Source organism: Rhizobium sp. P32RR-XVIII (assembly GCF_012641395.1).
Classification (GTDB): domain Bacteria; phylum Pseudomonadota; class Alphaproteobacteria; order Rhizobiales; family Rhizobiaceae; genus Rhizobium.
Window position 1 is genome coordinate 106761 of the sequence record NZ_JABAIH010000006.1, and the last position, 17489, is coordinate 124249.

Here is a 17489-nt window from a genome sequence, read left to right on the forward strand (position 1 = left end):
AGCTCTGGAATTGGAAAAGGGATTGATATGACCACTCAGCGCATCCGCGACTTTCTCGCAACCCGACGTCCCGACGGTCCCTGCCTCGTGGTCGACCTCGACGTCGTGCGCGACAACTTCTCCGCTTTCCGTCATGCGATGCCGGACAGCGCGATCTACTATGCAGTCAAGGCAAACCCGGCTCCTGAGGTCCTGAAGCTGCTCGCCGACATGGGCTCCAACTTCGATTGCGCGTCCGTCGCTGAAATCGAAATGGCGCTCAACGCCGGTGCGACCGCTGCCCGCATTTCCTACGGCAACACGATCAAGAAGGAACGCGATATCGCCCGCGCCCATGCGCTCGGTGTCAGCCTTTTTGCTGTCGATAGCCATGAGGAAGTCGAGAAGATCTCGCGCGCCGCTCCCGGCGCCCGCGTGTTCTGCCGCGTTCTGACGGACGGCGAAGGTGCTGAATGGCCGCTGTCGCGCAAGTTCGGCTGCGTGCCGCAGATGGCCGTCGACGTTCTCGTCTATGCTCATCAGCTGGGCCTCGAGTCCTACGGCGTCTCGTTCCACGTCGGTTCGCAGATGACCAAGGTCGATGCCTGGGATTCGGCCCTCGCCGATGCCAAGCGCGTCTTCGTCCAGCTCGCCAAGCAGGGGATCCACCTGCAGATGGTCAACATGGGCGGCGGCTTCCCGACCAAGTACCTGCGCGACGTTCCGTCGGCAGAAGCCTACGGTCGCGCGATCAACCAGAGCCTTCGTGATCACTTCGGCAACCAGATCCCGAAGACGATCATCGAGCCGGGCCGCGGCATGGTCGGCAATGCCGGCGTCATCAAGACTGAAGTCGTGCTGATCTCGAAGAAGTCGGACAACGACGCTGCTCGCTGGGTGTTTCTCGACATCGGCAAGTTCGGCGGTCTCGCCGAAACCATGGACGAAGCCATCCGCTACCCGATCCGCACCGAGCGTGACGGCGACGAGATGGAGCCCTGCGTCATCGCCGGCCCGACCTGCGATTCGGCCGACGTGCTTTATGAGAAGAATCTTTATCCGCTGCCGATCTCCCTTTCGATCGGTGACGAGATCCTGATCGAAGGCACCGGTGCCTATACGACGACTTATTCGGCCGTCGCGTTCAACGGCTTCGAGCCGCTGAAGGCCTACGTCATCTGATATCGCCAGCCCCGTAGCCAGCCGGGGCGGCACCTTCACAATAGTCTGTCGATACCGTCTGAAACGGTTTTGAGTGCGGGAGGCCAAGATGGCCGCTGTTCTTGATTCTGTCCGCGCATTCTTTGCGCCTCATGTCTTCACCATCGACTCCGAGAAGCCGTCGGTTGTCGTCGCCCGTGAAAACCTGCTCGATCGTGCCATGGGGCCGCATCGTCGCAAGAAGTCGTCGGAGAAGATCCGCCGCGGGCGCATTCCGGCAGAAGGACTGGCACTTGTGGCACGTGATCGCGACGGTCATGTCATCGGTACCGTGCGCCTCTGGAACATCGAAGCGGGCGTCAACACCGAAGGCACGCCGATCAATGCGCTGCTGCTTGGGCCGCTGGCCGTCGATTCCAGCTTCGAAGGCAAAGGTGTCGGCTCGGCGCTGATGCGTGCGGCGCTTCTCGAAGCCAAGAACCGTGGACATGGTGCGATCCTGCTCGTCGGCGATGCGCCCTATTACGAGCGCTTCGGCTTCTTCGCAGACAAGGCTCGCCATCTCGTCATGCCCGGTCCCTTCGAGCGCGCGCGTTTCCTTGCGCTTGAGCTGACGGAAGGCTGGCTCGACGGTGCTGCGGGCATGATCGTTCCCTCTGGGCGCAAGCTCCATAGCTTGCCGGCCCGGAAGGCTGCTTGACCGGCGAAAGCCTCTCCTCCAAAGGGAGGGGCTTTTGTTTTCAGCTGCCGATCCGGCCCGCCTCGATCAGCCAGCCGACTGCGTCCTGCACCGCGTCGAGCGAGCTGTAGCGCGGCCGGAAATCCAGGAGATTACGGGCCTTCTCCATGCTGCAGTTCGGGCTGCGGGCAATATGTTCCAAGGTCGCCGTCGCATCCTCCGGCGTCTGATCCTTCTTCCATTCGTCATAGGGCTTGAACGCCAGATTGGGTTCATGGCCGAACCAGCGGTACATTGCCTCGGCGTAGCCGCGCAGCGTCAGCGCCTGCTCCGAAACGGCGTGGAAACTTTCACCGGTTGAAGCGCGCCAGTTGCCGATCGCTGCCATGAAGAGGGCGGCGATGTCGTCGGCATGAACATGGTGCACCGTCTCCAGCCCGAAATTGGGAAGCGTGAGCTGACCGCCGCGAGCGATGGTCTCAAAGGCTGCGAGGTTGAAATGCCCCGCCGGGTTGAGCGGTGCCCACCCGCGACCGACAATGTGGCCCGGATGGATCAGAGTGACGGGCAGGCCGTGCAGCTTTGCCTCCCGCAGGAAATGGTCTTCGATCGCCTTTTTCTGAATGCCGTATTCGCCGAACGGTGTCTTCGGCGCATCCTCCCGGGTCGGCACGGCAACTGAACGGCCGTGGGTCCAGATCGTGCCGGTGTGCAAAAGATGGCCGACATGGCCGTTCAAGGCTTCCCCAAGCTGCTGCGCACTCTCGAGCGTAAAGCATATCTTGTCGATGACGATATCGGCCTTCAATGCGCGGATTGCCTGTCCGAAGCTGCCGTCCTTTTCCATCGCAGCACGATCCATCTGCTTCTTCTCGACGCTCTTCCACGCCGCATGCGGCATATAGGGCTCGGCGTTTCCGCGGCTGATCGCGATCACGTCGTGCCCCGCCTCTACGAGCCGTGGGACCAGATAGGTACCGACGTGACCCGTTGCTCCGATAACGACGACGCGTGCCATAGGTTCTTCCTCCATTCATCCGGCCCGGACTATGTCGTGCCGTAGGTGACACCTGCAAGGGGCCTGATAAAGTTTCACGTCTGCGTGAGAGGGTTCGTCCCACCCGTGATCTATCGACTGGGCGGCACTAGGTGATGGGCATGCTCAGGACTTTTGTTGTCTTCGCCGTTATCTTTTTTATGCCGCTCGCCGCTATTGCGCAGGAGGAGCGTCTGGGCGAACTGCTCGACAATCTCCAGACGCGGCAGGCGTTGACACCGCTGAAGACGGTCATCGTTGCAAAGGACGGGCGGGTTGTCGCCGAACGCGGTTATCGTGGCCATACGGCGTCCGAATCGACCAATATCAAGTCGGCGTCGAAGGCGATAATTTCGGCGCTTGTCGGCATTGCCATCAGCAAAGGCCTGCTTGAGGGGCCGGATCAGACGATCGCGCCGATCCTGAAGGCGGACCTGCCGCAGTCACCCGATCCGCGGCTGAACGAGATCACCGTCGGCAACCTGCTCTCCATGCAGGCGGGCCTTGGCCGCATGTCGGGACCGAACTACGGACGCTGGGTTTCAAGCCGGAACTGGGTGCGCTTCGCACTCTCCCAGCCTTTCGATGACGAGCCTGGCGGGCGGATGCTTTACTCGACGGCTTCAACCCATCTCCTGTCTGCAATCCTCACAAAGGTAAGCGGCAAGCCAACGCTTGCCCTGGCAAGGGAATGGCTTGGACCGGTGACGGATTTCCGCATCGGAGCCTGGGAGCGCGATCCGCAGGGCATCTATCTTGGCGGAAACCAGATGGCGATGAGCGCCCGCTCGCTGCTTGCCTTTGGCGAGCTCTACCGCAACGGTGGCAAGACAGTAGAGGGAAGACAAGTCGTTCCGGCCGATTGGGTGGTTGCGTCCTGGCAGCCACGCACCAATTCCCGGTTCTCCGGTGATGCCTACGGCTATGGTTGGTTCGAGCGGAGCCTCGGCGGCGAGAACGTGCATTTCGCCTGGGGTTATGGCGGCCAGATGCTCTATATCGTGCCTTCGCTCAAACTGACTGTGGTGATGACCTCGCAGGAAAGCGGACCATCGGCGCGAAACGGCTATCGGGATGCGTTGCACGATCTTCTGGGGGAGATCATCTCCAGCGTGCAGGACACATGAACCGCAGACCGCCGGCTATTTGCCTGCTTTCCGCGCCTCCGCATCGTAGCCGTCGGTCAGTGTTTTCAAGAATGCGACGACATCCGCGATTTCCGCATCGCCAAGGGCAGGCTGCTGGCCGGGCTTGCGATCGAGCGGTGCGTCGATCACGTCGACATTGGCGCGATACTGCTCCGGCAGATCGTCATATTTCAGCACGCTTCCGTCGGCAGCCTTCGGATAAATGGTCTCCGGATTGGTGTCGCGCTTGACGTAGAAGCGGACCACATCGTCCAGCGTGTGGAAGACGCCGTTGTGGAAAAAGACATGACGCGCGGCGGCGTTGCGGAGAGTCGGGGTCTTGAAGAGGCCGCAATTGGCCGCTTGCGCGGAATAATCGTCGTGGCGCAGCGGCCCGCATATGCCAAGATCGAAATAATGCGGATCGGCATTGGCTGGAATGGCTCCATTTCGCGGCGCGCCGAGCGCTTCGAATTCATAGTCGGTGAAATCGGGGAAGCGGCCGTCGGCTGTCGGCTTGTCGAGATGGCATGAGGCGCAGTTGCCCTTCTTCGGATCATCGAAAAGCTTCAGCCCGCGCATCTCGGCCTCGGAAAGCGTGGCTTTTCCGCGCAGGTAGGCGTCGTACTTGCTCGAATAGGAATGGAAGGATGCCTCCTCGATCTGATAGCGCGCGAGTGCGAAGCCGGCTTCGGCGACCGCCATGTCCTGATCGGCGAGAATTCCGGCCCCGAAAAGCGCAGACAGTTCGTCGCCGTAGCTTTTCTTGATCTTGCGGTAGAGGGCAGCCTTATCCGCATTGGCCATCTCGAAGGGCGAGATCAGCGGGCCTGTAGCCTGCTCTTGGAGCGAGTCGGCTCTGCCATCCCAGAACATGCCACCCTGTGGCACCAGATCCGGGGCGCTCGAATCCGCCTTGACGCCGGCCTGCGCAGTCATGGCTCCGACAGGTGCGGTGGGGGCATTGGCAAGCGATACGCCGGATGCCTCGGTCATCGGCGCAGCTTCAGCCGCTTCGTCGGCAGCGCTCTCTGCCCCGACGGAGAAGGGGGGTGTCGCCACCTTGTAGGTCAGGCTCGGCACCGCGCGAAGTCCCGGCTGGTCGAGATGAGGGCCGCCGAGCTGCACCACGCGATCGTTTGCCGGCGCGTAGTGATTGGTCGGGTCGTGGCAGCTGGCGCAGGACATCTGTCCGCTTGCCGATAGCGCCGGATCGTAGAACATTTTCTGACCGAGCCGCGCAACCGCACTCAGCGGTGCAGGCGCGCCGGCTTGCGCGGCCGGTTCCAGCTTTTGGCTCGCCATGCCGATGGCTGCACTCGCGAGCGAAATGCCCGCGAGCGCCACCAGGGAAACGGCCTGTCGATAGGATATGCCGCACAATGCCGTTTTCCTCTTCTCTGTTTCAGGCAGCCGGCTCGCCGGTCTTCGTGTCGAGGATCAGCTTGGCGGCGTTCCCGTTAGACCAGTCGAACATATTGTCGAGCGATCCGGAAATGGCATCGAAGGAGCCGCCGCCAATGCGCTGGCCGCCCATCCAGTTATCTTCGATGAAGCGCAGAACGGAGGTCTGGTCCGTCAGGGTGTGGTCGATATAGTTCGTCTTCGCATATGGTGAGATGACGATCAGCGGCTGGCGTGTGCCGTAGCCGCAGCGGCCCTGCGCCGGCTTGCCGTCGACGCCCGGCAGCGGGGCGCCCGTGCCACAGGCGCCGTCGTTCAGGACGTCATAGCCCTTCACCGGAATATTCGACGGATTGACCACGGCATGGGCGTGATCGTACCAGCCGTCGGAATCGTCGTAGAGGATGATGATCGCCGTGTCCTTCCAGTCCGGAGAATTCTGGACCGCGTTGATGGCGGTCGTGACGAATTCCTGCTCGTCGAGCGGATCGGAATAGCCGGCATGGCCGTCCTGGTACGCCGGAGCCTTCAGGAAGCTGACGGCGGGCAGGTTGCCGTTCTTCAGTGCCGCGTAGAAATCGGTCATGTCGTACTGGTGGTTGGCGCCGCCGTCATTGCCGGTGCCGATCGCCCCGACCGAGGAAGGCCGTTTATGCTGCGGGTTGGCCGTCGAGGCATAGTACTGGAACGGCTGATGGTGAGGGATGTAATCGGCGCTGGCCGTCTTCGTCACGTCCGAGGTCGTGGCGCGTTTGCAGCCGGTCGTGCCGTCGCTGTTAGTCGCGGTCAGGTCGAAGCCGCCCTCGAAGAAGCCCCAGGTGATGTTGCGGGCATTCAGGAGGTCGCCGATGTTCTTGCCGTACATCAGGGCCGTCTGGCCGGCCGAGCAGTCGTCGCCCGTCGGATCGAAGTCGCTGATTGCGGTCCAGCCGCCGTTGCCGTCCGGCACGATCCTACCCTTCGAATAGGTACCGTCCTTCTCGAGCGTGTAGCCCGGCGGGAGGATGACCCCGTTGGTCTGGCCGGAGATGAGGTTCAAGGCGCCCGGCGTCGAGGGGCCGAAGTTGGTCGAGAAGGAATTGTCATTCATGGCGTAGCGCTGAGCGTAATTCCAGAGCGCTGTGACGGTGTTGCCGTCATAATAGCCCATAACCTGGCCCTTGGTGCCGAAGGAGCCGGCCCCGCCCTTTGTTCCGCGGCCGGTATTGGCAGGGAAGAGGTCCATGGCAAAATTGTCATAGGCTGCCTGTTCAGCAGTGTAGCCGTGATTTTGCGATTGCGTCGCGGCCTGGGTCCGATCAAGACGGAAGGGACCTGCAGCATCGGCGCCATTCGCGCTGTTGGTCTTGTTCGGATTGGTGTCGAGCAGGTTGGCGGCGGCCAGCGTGTTGATGTCCGTCGGGGTATCGGCGGCGGCGGCGAACTTCGGCTCGCCCTCGACATTCGCAGCCTTCGGATAGGTCGCGAAGTAGTGGTCGAACGATACGTTCTCCTGGAAAATGACGACCAGATGCTTGATGGGGGTCGCGGTATTCGGCGTCGCCGTGTCGGCGATCGCGGTGGAACAGAGCGAAACGAGAGCTATTGCGCTGCCGGCGGCCAGCGCGACCCGACGCGAGTATCGAACCATTATCGTATCCTCTTGCAGTGAAAGCGAAAGCCCGCGCGCGCAGGTGGGGGTCCCGGAGGGCGCGGGCAGACAGTGGATATCAATGCCATGTGTCGGCTGCGTAAAGCCTCGCGCTGTTCGCGGAGCAGCGTGCAAGTGATTTGAAATGGCTAACGGGTTGAAATGATTTTAATAATCATCGTTCCCGCACCCTTCGCAGGTGGCAGCGTGCTACACTATGCCACGCGGGATCGGTCAAGATGTCGCATCGAGGCCCTCGGAAAATCGTCCGCGGCCGGGCAAGCCGTCGCGGAGAGGACTCCGCGCCGGGTTGGTGCTACCGGGAAATCAGGCCGATATATCGACGACGCCGCAATCGCCGGCTTCGGAGGCGAAGGCGAGCAGCTTGCCGTTCTTGCTCCAGCTCATCGAGGTGATCGCGCCCTTGCCGGGCCGGCGGATCAACGCTTCCTTGCTGTCGGCGAGGCGCACGGCAAGGATCATGCCGTCGATGAAGCCGATTGCCAGGATGTCTTCGGCCGGGTGGAACTTGACCGCAGTCGCCATAATGTTGGCGCGCGTGCCGAGTTCCAGAGGAGCTTTGCCCATCGGGCCATCCTTACCCTGGAACGGCCAGACGATCGCCGCCGGCGCTCCTGATGATGCAAGCCACTTGCCCTTTGGGGACCAGGACAGCGACTTCACCTTGGCCGGATAGCCGGTCATGCGCATGTGGCGCGGCTCGTTGTTGGATTTGACCTCGAGCTTCCAGCCGTGCAGCGCATTTTCCTGCATCGTCGTCACCAGGAAATTACCCTCCGGCGAGAACGTAACCCCGGTGTGGGCACCTTTCCATTCGAGGTCGACCGGCTTGGCGCTCGTCGCTACCCAGTGCAGTGAAACGCCATTATAGCGGGCTGCGGCAATGCGCAGGCCCTTCGGTGCGAAAGCGAGGCCCTCGACGGTGCGTTCTTCGGAGAATTCTTTCGTTTCGCCGTTGGAAAGACGGACGAATGTGCTCTTGCCGTAGGAATAGGCGATGGCGCCCTGAGGGCCCGCAGCGACCTGCGAAATCCACTTGCGCGGCGCGCTGGCAATCTCGCTGACGCTTGCATCGGCGCCGATACGCAGCACCTTGCCGTCTTCGCCGCCGGAAATCAGGCTTTCGCTGTAGGGATCGCGGATGCAGGTGAGCATGCCGCCCTGATGGGCTTCGGAAACCTTCTCGCCGCCATCCAGCCGGTGAACCGTGCCGTTGGCATTCGCAAAGAACGGAACATCACCTAAAAATTCGACGGCCAGGATGTGGCCGTCGAGATCAAGCGGTGCAACTGTGGGCATCAGGCGGCAGCCTCGCACGCCTTGAAGGATGCTTCGAGCTTTTCGCGGTCGAGTTCGCGGCCGATGAAGACGAGCCGCGTCTCGTGCTTCTCGCCATCCTTCCACGGACGCTGATGGTCACCCTCGATGATCATGTGTACGCCCTGGACGACATAGCGCTCCGGATCGTCCTTGAAGGCGATGATGCCCTTGAGGCGCAGGATATTCGGGCCTTGCGTCTGGGTGATTTTCTGGATCCAGGGGAAGAAGCGCTCGGCATTCATCTCGCCGCCGCGCAGCGACACGGACTGAACCGTCACGTCATGGATTGCCGACATGGCGCCGTGATGATGGTGATGGTCATGATCATGATGGTGGTGATCATGGTCGTGATCGTGCGCATGGTGGTGATGGTCGTGATCGCAATCCGGACCGCACGCGTGGTCGTCGTGATCGTGTTCCAGGAAGTTCGGATCGTTTTCCAGCGCGCGTTCCAGATTGAAGGCGCCTTGGTCGAGCACGCGGGCCAGATCGACGCCGGAGCGGCTCGTCTTGTAGACGCGGGCGCTCGGGTTGATGGCGCGGACGATGTCCTCGATCTGCGCCAGTTCCTCGGGCGTCACGAGGTCGGTCTTGTTGATGATGACGACGTCGGCAAAGGCGATCTGGTCTTCGGCCTCGCGGCTGTCCTTCAGGCGGAGCGGCAGGTGTTTGGCATCGACCAGGGCGACGACGGCATCAAGTTCCGTCTTGGCGCGCACGTCGTCATCCATGAAGAAGGTCTGGGCGACCGGCACCGGGTCGGCAAGGCCCGTGGTTTCGACGATGATGCCGTCGAAACGGCCCGGACGGCGCATCAGGCCTTCGACAACGCGGATCAGGTCGCCGCGCACCGTGCAGCACACGCAGCCGTTGTTCATTTCATAGATTTCTTCGTCGGATTCGACGATGAGGTCGTTGTCGATGCCGATCTCGCCGAATTCGTTGACGATGACCGCATATTTCTTGCCGTGGTTCTCCGACAGGATGCGGTTGAGCAACGTCGTCTTGCCGGCGCCGAGGTAGCCGGTGAGAACGGTAACGGGGATTGGCTTCTGCTGAGTCGGAATTGCGTCGGTCATGGGAACCTCGAAGAATGGGCTGGCCGCCGTAGGGGCTCGAAAATGGTCGGTCACATATAAGGAGTTGGAGGCGGCAGTTCAAAGGGTTTTATAATGTTATAAGATCACATTGCGGTTGACTGCTCTATCGGAGCTCGGACGCATCGAACGCATCCACGTCCTGTAGCAGTTCGACCAGCCCTTTTACAGAATGCGCGATCAGCGCTTCACCCTTTTCGGCCGTGGCGGCGGCTGCGTTCCCTGCCGCGCCCCTATCGTTGAGATCGGACATTTTCCAGCCGAAGGCGTGCGGCCCATATGCTCGCAGATGCCTGAAGCGAGCCGCGAATTCCGCCTGCCGCGAAGTAAAGTTCTCGACCTTTGACATCGCGACCTTCCCGGGATGCAGCGCCAGCATCACCGAGGTCTCGATGTCGCCGCCATGGATGTCGATTGCCTTGTCCTCAGCGGAAATCACCGCTTCCGGTACGCCGAAGCGGGTCCAGCTGGTCGCGACGGCAAGCATGTTGAACTTCACCCGCGCCTCGGTTGCGACGATCGTCATCAGCGGAGAATTTCCACCGTGGGCGTTCAGCAGCACCAGTTTGCGAAAGCCAAGGCTGTGCAGCATTCCGGCTATTCCAAGCCAGCGATGGATCGCTTCCCCATAGGTCAGCGTCTTCGTGCCGTCGACCTCCATGTGCTCGATCGAATAGCCGATCGGCTCCGCCGGCAGGAAGGTCACAGGCAAAGCGGAAGGAAGGGCGTCCTTCAACCGCTCGACGATCCCTTCGGCGATCAGCGTGTCGGTTTCGAACGGCAGGTGAGGCCCATGCTGCTCATGCGCGCCAAGCGGCAATACGGCGATCCAATTCCGGCGGTCTTCAGCCGGAATTGAAGGATCGTTGTCGGCGAAGTTCCGGGCAGGTGCTGTCATACAGTTTCGATGCCCCTTGTTTATGACGTGAACCTGCGCAATGTCATAACGCAGCGTTGTCACGTCTTAAAGATCCAAGGGATGGCGATGGGGAAGAAGAACAAGGACGGCAAGAAGCAGAAATCCAAGAAAAAGGATCATACCGAATATACGGTCACCGATCTTTCGCCGGCTTTGACGCAGGCCGCGCGGTCCATGCGCACGGTGCTCTCTCGCAATCTCTTCCAGAGCGGGCTTTATGCCGGCCAGGACGGGGTCATTCTCTCGCTTGCCGAAGCCGACGGCATGACGGCAGGCGGGCTTGCGCAGAAACTCGGCGTCAAAGCACCGACCATGACGCGCACGATCGGCCGCATGGAAGCCCAGGGCTTCCTGGAACGCAAGCCGGACGCCGACGACGCGCGGCTGACGAAGGTCTTTCTCACTGAACAGGGCCGTGGCAGCGTGAAAGCAATCGAGCAGGCAGCATCCGCCTGCGATCACCTGGCCACGCTGGACTTTTCCGACAAGGAGATCCGCAACCTCGTGCGCTTGCTGAAGGCAATCGACAACAACCTTCAGGCCGAGGCTGCACATTTCGAAGAGCCTGAGGAAATTTGACAATCAAATGAATTTCGGTTTGCCTCGCCGCGTTTAATCTTTTAATTAAATATTTTAAGGGGCGTTTTCGCGACGCCCCACATCTCGCGCGGCGCAAGGCGGAGGATGCGTGGCTCAAAAGATCAAACTTTCAACGATTGCTGAAACGCTTGGTATTTCAACGGCAACTGTATCGCTTGCCTTACGCGATAGTCCGTTGGTGGCTGGCAATACAAGGGAAAAGATCAAGGAACAGGCGCGCACGCTGGGTTACATCTATAACCGTCGTGCTGCCAGTCTGCGCACCTCTCGCTCGGGCATCGTCGGTGTCGTCGTGCACGACATCATGAACCCGTTCTACGGCGAAATCCTGAAGGCGATCGAAAGCGAGCTCGATCGCAGCCGTCATACCTTCATTCTGTCCAACCACTACGACTCGGTGGAGAAGCAACGCACCTTCATCGAGACGCTGCTGCAGCTCGGCGGTGACGGCGTCATCATGTCGCCTGCGATCGGGACACCGCTCGAAGATATGCAGCTTGCTGAAGACAACGGCATGCCCGCCATCCTCGTCGCCCGTTCGATGGAAGGGTCCGCCCTGCCGACCTATCGCGGTGACGACAGCTATGGCATTTCGCTCGCGACCAATCACCTGATCGGCCTCGGCCACCGGACGATTGCCATGATCGGCGGGACGGATCAGACCTCGACTGGCCGTGACCGTTACCAGGGTTATGTCAACGCATTGCGCAAGGCCGAGATCGAAGTCGATCCTAACCTGCGCATTCCCGGTCCGCGCTCGATGCAGGGCGGCTTCGAGGCGGCGGTCCACTTTCTGTCGCTGCCGCAGAAGCCGACGGCCGCCGTCTGCTGGAACGATCTTGTTGCCATCGGTCTCATGAACGGTATCGCCCGCGCCGGTCTTGTGCCGGGTAAGGACATATCGGTCACAGGCTATGACGACCTTGAGGAAGCCTCCCTCTCGACGCCGGCGTTGACGACGGTGTGGAACGGGCAGGCGGAAGTCGGCCGGCTTGCCGCCCGGGCCCTTCTCGATCGCTTAGCCGGAAGCCACGAACCGGATGGCATTCATCTCATCAAGCCGGAAATGCGCATCCGCCAGTCGACCAGCCCTTACAGAGCCCGCCAGTAAGACAGAGGAAAAGCTATGCCCCGCATTGCCATTCTCGTTCCCGGGAAGATACACGAGCGCGTGCTTTCGGCCTTGGGGGACCGTTTCGACCTCGTCGCCGTCGAAAGCGAGGAGACGCTCAAGCTGGACGCGGAAACCGCAAGCCGTGTTCGCGGGGCAGCCGTCAGTGGGGCGTTCCCTGGTAAGTGGATGGACCAACTGACCAAGCTCGAAGTGATCGCAAGCTTCGGGGTCGGTTATGATGCCGTGGACGTCAAGCACGCCGCGGAAAAAGGCATCATCGTCACCAATACGCCGGATGTGCTGAACGACGAGGTCGCCGATACGGCGGTCGGTTTGCTGCTCAACACGATCCGCGAGCTGCCGCGGGCGGAAAACTGGCTACGCGAGGGCCATTGGAAGCCAGGTGCGGCCTACCCGCTGTCTCGCTTTTCCTTGAAAGGCCGGCATGTCGGCCTCTACGGTCTCGGTCGCATCGGCCAGGAGATCGCCAAGCGGCTCGAGCCTTTCAAGGTGAAGATCAGCTATCACACGCGCAACAGAAATCCGGACATCGCCTACGATTACCATCCGACGCTGAAAGGCCTCGCGGAGGCCGTCGACACATTGATCGCGATCGTTCCGAAGACGCCGCATACCCACAAGACGATCGATGCGGAGATACTTTCGGCGCTCGGTGCTGGCGGCGTTCTCATCAATATCGGCCGTGGCTGGACGGTGGATGAGGCAGCGCTCGTTTCGGCGTTGAAAAGCGGTGCGCTGGGTGCGGCGGGCCTTGACGTCTTTTACGACGAGCCGGTGGTTCCAGCCGAGCTGCTGAGCATGCCGAATGTTGTGCTGCTGCCGCACGTCGCCTCGGCCTCGATCCCGACGCGCAATGCCATGGCCGCCTTGGTTGCAGACAACCTCATCGAGTGGTTCGAGAAAGGCGCGGCGCTGACGCCGGTGCCGGAGACGCCGTCAAAGCGCTGATTGCTTGGTTGCGGCCGGTTGCTGCTGCTTGCCGGCTGCATAGTCCCGCACAGCATCCCCGAACGCCGCAAAAATCTGGTTGGAGGCCTTGTCGGTCTCGGCCCAGTATTCCGGATGCCATTGCACGCCGACGGCGAAGGCCTTGGCGTCGATCACGGATACAGCCTCAATCGTTCCGTCTTCAGCGATTGCCTCCACCTGCAGCCGTGGCGCGGTCTTGGCGATCGCCTGGCGGTGCAGCGAGTTTACCTGGATTTCGCCGGGACCGATGATGCCTGCGATGCAGGAGCCCTCCTTGACGAAAACGCTCTGGCGGATCGCATACATGCCGTCCCGATCGACATCCGCCGGCTTGCGGTGGTCCCAGATGCCGTCCTGTTCGTGGATTTCGCTGGCAAGTGAACCGCCGAGTGCGACGTTCAGCTCCTGTATGCCGCGGCAGATTGCCAGCATCGGCACGGCGCGGTCGATCGCGCGGCGGATGAGGGGCAGGGCGGTTGCGTCACGCGCGGGATCGAAGGGTCCGTCGCTTTCGCGGGCTTCGGCGCCATAAAGCGATGGGTGAACATTGCTTGCGGAGCCGGAGACGAGCAGTCCGTCGACGCGGTCGAGGATCGCGTCCGCATCGTATCCCGTCTCAAAGGCAGGGATAATGAAAGCCATGACGCCCGCCGCGTTCAGCGCCGCACGCACATACTGATGCTGGACGGCATGCCAATCGGTGGCGTCAAAGGTTCGGATATCAGCGGGAACGGCGACAATCGGCTTGGTCATTTTCAGTCCGTTGAACAATCCACTTTGTCTATTGTGAGAGCCGAAGTCCGCCCCAAAGTCAACTTCCCGGCGCAACCGCGGGCCAATTTACGGCAAATCGTGGCACTCATGGGTAAAATCCAGCTAAACCGCTGATTTTGGAGGCAAACATCGCGACTGCCAAATTGCTGCCGTGATGCCAAAGTCTCATAGACTAAAGCTTGAAACGCAGGCGGTCACATGCTTAGCTCGCGCCCATTGCCGCGGGGGTAGGGAAGAATGACCGCAGCACCATCTATACGGGAGGTTTTGATGGATCGTCGATCGTTTATCAAGAAAGCTGGAACTGCGGGCGCAGGTGTCGTTGCGGCAAGCGCACTGGCCGCACCGGCTATCGCGCAGGAAAATCCGAAAATTTCGTGGCGCATGACCTCTTCGTTCCCGAAGAGCCTGGACACGATCTATGGCGGCGCGGAAGACATCGCCAAGCATGTTTCTGCTTCCACCGGCGGCAATTTCACGATTCAGCCTTTCGCGGCTGGAGAGATCGTCCCGGCACTGCAGGCAGTCGATGCGGTGACCTCCGGCACGGTAGAGGCAGCCCACACCACCTCCTATTATTTCGTTGGCAAGGATCCGACCTATGCCATTGGTACGGCCATTCCGTTCGGCCTCAACAGCCGCCTGACGAATGCATGGTATTATCAGGGCAACGGCAATACGCTGATGAACGAATTCTTTGCCACGCAGGGGATATACGGCCTCCCGGCCGGTAATACCGGCGCACAGATGGGCGGCTGGTTCCGTAAGGAAATCAATACGCTGGACGATCTCAAGGGCGTCAAGATGCGCATTGCGGGCATTGCCGGGCAGGTCATGTCCAAGCTCGGCGTCATCCCGCAGCAGATCGGCGGCGGCGATATCTATCCGGCGCTTGAGAAGGGCACGATCGATGCCGCGGAGTTCGTCGGCCCGTACGACGACCTGAAGCTCGGCTTCCACAAGGTAGCGAAGTACTACTACTATCCGGGGTGGTGGGAAGGCGGCCCGACGGTGCATGGTATGTTCAATCTCGAAAAATGGAGCAGCCTGCCGAAGCACTATCAGGCCGCCCTGAACGATGCCTGCGCCTTCGCCAACACCAACATGCTGGCGAAATACGACACGAAGAACCCGGGAGCGCTGAAGCAGCTGGTGGCCGAGGGAGCGACGCTGCGTCCTTTCAGCCAGGAGATCCTGGAAGCCTGCTTCCAGTCCGCGATGGATCTCTACAAGGAGATCTCCGCTTCGAACCCGTATTTCAAGAAGATCTACGATGACCAGACCGCGTTCAAGCGCGACGCTTATCTGTGGATGCAGCTCTCGGAATACACTTTCGACACCTTCATGATGATCCAGCAGCGGTCGGGCAAGCTCTAACGGCTCCCGCTCCAACGAGCCTTTCTTCCCGCGTTTCATCACATTATCAGGCAAGGAACTCCGGATTTTCATCCGGGGTTTTTCTTTTTGCCTCTACTTGATCGTCGGCGGCTGGCTGAGGTCGGGCGGCGGAGCCGGTTGCGCCGGGTTGGCCGGCGGAGCTGTCGCAGGTGCCGGTTGCTGACCGGGCAGGCCCCCCAGCGGCGGCAGGGTAAGGCCGGGAAGCTGCGGCGAGTCGTTGCCACTGCCAGGCTCGCCCATCGGCGGCAGCGAAAGCTGGTTACCGCCGAAACCGGGTACCTCGATCTTGATCGTGTTGAGATCGACGGCCGGACCCTTGTTCAGCCAGTAGGTAACGGATTGCGGCCAGAATATAATGATCGCGACGAGGATGAGCTGCATGACCACCCACGGAATCGCGCCCACGTAGATATCGCGCGTCTTTACATCGCGGCTGGCGATGGAGCGCAGATAGAAGAGCGCAAAGCCGAAGGGCGGGTGCATGAAGCTCGTCTGCATGTTCACACAGATCAGCACACCGAACCAGATGAGATCAATGCCGAGAGCCGAGGCGACGGGCGCCAGCATCGGGATGACGATAAAGGCGATCTCGAAGAAATCGAGGAAGAAGGCAAGGATGAAGATGAAGATGTTGACGAAGATCAGGAAGCCGACCGGGCCGCCGGGGATGCCGGAGAGCATGTGCTCGATCCAGCGAGAGCCATCCATCCCCTGGAAGACGAGGCTGAAGCAGGTAGAGCCGATCAGGATCATGACGACCATCGTCGTGATGTGCATCGTCGATGTCATTGCCTGGCGAATCAACGGCCAGGTCAGACGGCCATGCAAAGCGGCAAGCGCCATCGCGCCGACGACGCCCAGGGCGCCGGCTTCCGTCGGTGTCGCAAGACCCATGAAGATCGTGCCGAGGACGAGGAAGATCAGGACGATCGAGGGCACCATGCCGGCGAGCACTCTCATCAAGAGCGACCAGTTGAGGTCGCCCCGGACCTCTTTCGGCAGCGGCGGCACCGTTTCTGGCCGGAAGATCGACAGGAGCAGGATGAAGCCTAGGAAGATTGCGATCTGGAGGATCGAAGGACCGATAGCACCGAGATACATGTCGCCGACCGACCTGCCAAGCTGGTCCGCCAGAACGACGAGGACGAGCGAGGGCGGAATGACCTGGGTGATTGTGCCCGACGCGGCGATGACACCGGTTGCCACCCGCGGGCTATAGCCGTAGCGCAGCATGATCGGCAAGGAGATCACACCCATGGTGATGACCGATGCAGCGACCGTGCCGGTGATGGCACCGAGAATGGCGCCGACGACGATGACAGCGTAGGCAAGGCCGCCTGGAACGGCGCCAAACAGCTTGCCGGTTCCTTCAAGAAGGTCCTCCGCCAATCCGCATCGCTCCAGAATTGCTCCCATGAACGTGAAGAAGGGGATGGCGAGCAGCAGATCGTTTGAGACGATGCCGAAGATGCGAAGCGGCAGGGCCTGCAGGAATGCCTCGCTGAAATGGCCTGTTGCTATGCCGATGATGCCGAAGAAAAGACCCACCGCAGCGAGCGAAAAGGCAACCGGAAAGCCGTACAGCATGAAAATGATCATGCCCAAGAACATCGCCGGCGGAATGATACCGAAGTCAAACACGTCCGTTCCTCCCGGAGAGTCTTATTGCAGGGGCTTTTCGTATTTTGTGTCGAGTTGGATCAAGCCGTTCAACGCGGCGATCCTCTTGATCAGTTCGGAAATGCCCTGAAGCACCAGGAGCGCGAAGCCTGCGAAAAGCATAAGCTTGACCGGCCACCGGATGAGCCCGCCTGCATTGGATGACACCTCACCCTGCTGGTAGGCGATGACGAAAAAGGGCCAGCACAAGAAGGCCAGGAAAAAGCATGCCGGAATCAGAAAAACGGCCAAGCCGATGATGTCGATCCAGATTCTGGCTCTCTCGGACACCGATCCGTAGATAACGTCGACACGTACATGCTCATTGTTGCGGAGAGCATGGGCGGCCCCGAGCACGACGATATAGGCAAACAGATACCACTGGATCTCCAGCCACCCATTTGAGCTATAGTTGAAGAGGTAACGGACGATGGCGTTTCCTGCGCTGATTAAGCAGCAGAGGAGTACCATATAGTCGGCAATCTTGCCTATGAATTGGCTGATGCTGTCGATCAGCCGGCTGACGCCCAGAAACGCCGGCATGCCTTCATTCCCCTTATATTGCCTTTGCGGCAAGTTCT

General features: G+C 60.7%; 16 protein-coding genes. 7 read left to right on the forward strand and 9 right to left on the reverse strand.

What is annotated here, in order from left to right; translation table 11 throughout:
- The first annotated feature begins 27 nt into the window (after positions 1-27).
- Together odc2 and HGP14_RS18820 are read left to right on the forward strand one after the other, a co-directional pair.
- Positions 28-1161, forward strand: coding sequence for an ornithine/lysine decarboxylase (gene odc2 / locus HGP14_RS18815; protein ID WP_168831409.1), 1134 nt, complete (start codon positions 28-30; stop codon positions 1159-1161).
- Positions 1162-1249: 88 nt separating this feature from the next.
- Complete coding sequence (locus HGP14_RS18820) at positions 1250-1840, forward strand: GNAT family N-acetyltransferase (protein WP_168831410.1); 591 nt, start codon at positions 1250-1252, stop codon at positions 1838-1840.
- A gap of 40 nt (positions 1841-1880) precedes the next feature.
- Here the strand turns inward: HGP14_RS18820 and HGP14_RS18825 are convergent, their stop codons facing one another.
- The gene (locus HGP14_RS18825; protein WP_168831411.1) at positions 1881-2837 is read right to left on the reverse strand and encodes an NAD-dependent epimerase/dehydratase family protein; all 957 of its coding nucleotides are present in this window, start codon (positions 2835-2837) and stop codon (positions 1881-1883) included.
- 140 nt (positions 2838-2977) lie between these two features.
- On the opposite strand from HGP14_RS18825, the gene HGP14_RS18830 reads away from it, so the two are divergent.
- Positions 2978-3982: a serine hydrolase domain-containing protein gene (locus HGP14_RS18830; RefSeq protein WP_168831412.1), complete on the forward strand. Its 1005-nt coding sequence runs from the start codon at positions 2978-2980 to the stop codon at positions 3980-3982.
- Positions 3983-3997: 15 nt separating this feature from the next.
- On the opposite strand, the gene HGP14_RS18835 is transcribed toward HGP14_RS18830, so the two are convergent.
- From HGP14_RS18835 to HGP14_RS18855, 5 genes are all read right to left on the reverse strand, one after another.
- Complete coding sequence (locus HGP14_RS18835; RefSeq protein WP_246704507.1) at positions 3998-5365, reverse strand: cytochrome-c peroxidase; 1368 nt, start codon at positions 5363-5365, stop codon at positions 3998-4000.
- 22 nt (positions 5366-5387) lie between these two features.
- Positions 5388-7016, reverse strand: coding sequence for a phospholipase C (locus tag HGP14_RS18840; protein ID WP_168831413.1), 1629 nt, complete (start codon positions 7014-7016; stop codon positions 5388-5390).
- Between the two features lie 327 nt (positions 7017-7343).
- Positions 7344-8336: a WD40 repeat domain-containing protein gene (locus tag HGP14_RS18845; RefSeq protein ID WP_168831414.1), complete on the reverse strand. Its 993-nt coding sequence runs from the start codon at positions 8334-8336 to the stop codon at positions 7344-7346.
- On the reverse strand, positions 8336-9436 hold the full coding sequence (locus tag HGP14_RS18850) for a GTP-binding protein (protein WP_168831415.1): 1101 nt from the start codon (positions 9434-9436) through the stop codon (positions 8336-8338). Before HGP14_RS18850 ends, HGP14_RS18845 begins: the two co-directional genes overlap by 1 nt.
- A 124-nt stretch (positions 9437-9560) precedes the next feature.
- Positions 9561-10352 (reverse strand): creatininase family protein, encoded by a 792-nt coding sequence (locus tag HGP14_RS18855; RefSeq protein WP_168831416.1) that lies wholly within the window; start codon positions 10350-10352, stop codon positions 9561-9563.
- A 9-nt stretch (positions 10353-10361) separates the two neighbouring features.
- Between HGP14_RS18855 and HGP14_RS18860 the strand changes: the two genes are divergently transcribed.
- The 3 genes from HGP14_RS18860 (at position 10362) to HGP14_RS18870 (ending at position 13056) form a co-directional block, all read left to right on the forward strand.
- A complete protein-coding gene (locus HGP14_RS18860; RefSeq protein ID WP_168831417.1) occupies positions 10362-10952 on the forward strand; it encodes a MarR family winged helix-turn-helix transcriptional regulator in 591 nt (196 codons plus the stop codon).
- Between the two features lie 109 nt (positions 10953-11061).
- Entirely contained in the window at positions 11062-12084 is a 1023-nt protein-coding gene (locus HGP14_RS18865) for a LacI family DNA-binding transcriptional regulator (RefSeq protein WP_168831418.1), read from the forward strand.
- 15 nt (positions 12085-12099) lie between these two features.
- Positions 12100-13056 (forward strand): 2-hydroxyacid dehydrogenase, encoded by a 957-nt coding sequence (locus HGP14_RS18870; protein ID WP_168831419.1) that lies wholly within the window; start codon positions 12100-12102, stop codon positions 13054-13056.
- On the opposite strand, the gene HGP14_RS18875 is transcribed toward HGP14_RS18870, so the two are convergent.
- Positions 13045-13830: a gamma-glutamyl-gamma-aminobutyrate hydrolase family protein gene (locus HGP14_RS18875; protein ID WP_168831420.1), complete on the reverse strand. Its 786-nt coding sequence runs from the start codon at positions 13828-13830 to the stop codon at positions 13045-13047. The two genes, HGP14_RS18870 and HGP14_RS18875, sit on opposite strands and share 12 nt — an antisense overlap.
- A 291-nt stretch (positions 13831-14121) precedes the next feature.
- Here HGP14_RS18875 and HGP14_RS18880 point away from each other — a divergent pair, with 291 nt between their 5' ends.
- Positions 14122-15228: a TRAP transporter substrate-binding protein gene (locus HGP14_RS18880; RefSeq protein ID WP_168831421.1), complete on the forward strand. Its 1107-nt coding sequence runs from the start codon at positions 14122-14124 to the stop codon at positions 15226-15228.
- Between the two features lie 93 nt (positions 15229-15321).
- On the opposite strand, the gene HGP14_RS18885 is transcribed toward HGP14_RS18880, so the two are convergent.
- Positions 15322-16890, reverse strand: a complete 1569-nt coding sequence (locus HGP14_RS18885; RefSeq protein WP_168831422.1) for a TRAP transporter large permease subunit — start codon at positions 16888-16890, stop codon at positions 15322-15324.
- A 21-nt stretch (positions 16891-16911) separates the two neighbouring features.
- Positions 16912-17451 carry a TRAP transporter small permease subunit gene (locus HGP14_RS18890; RefSeq protein WP_168831639.1) on the reverse strand — a complete coding sequence of 180 codons (540 nt, stop codon included), beginning with the start codon at positions 17449-17451 and terminating at the stop codon, positions 16912-16914.
- Positions 17452-17489 lie beyond the last annotated feature (38 nt).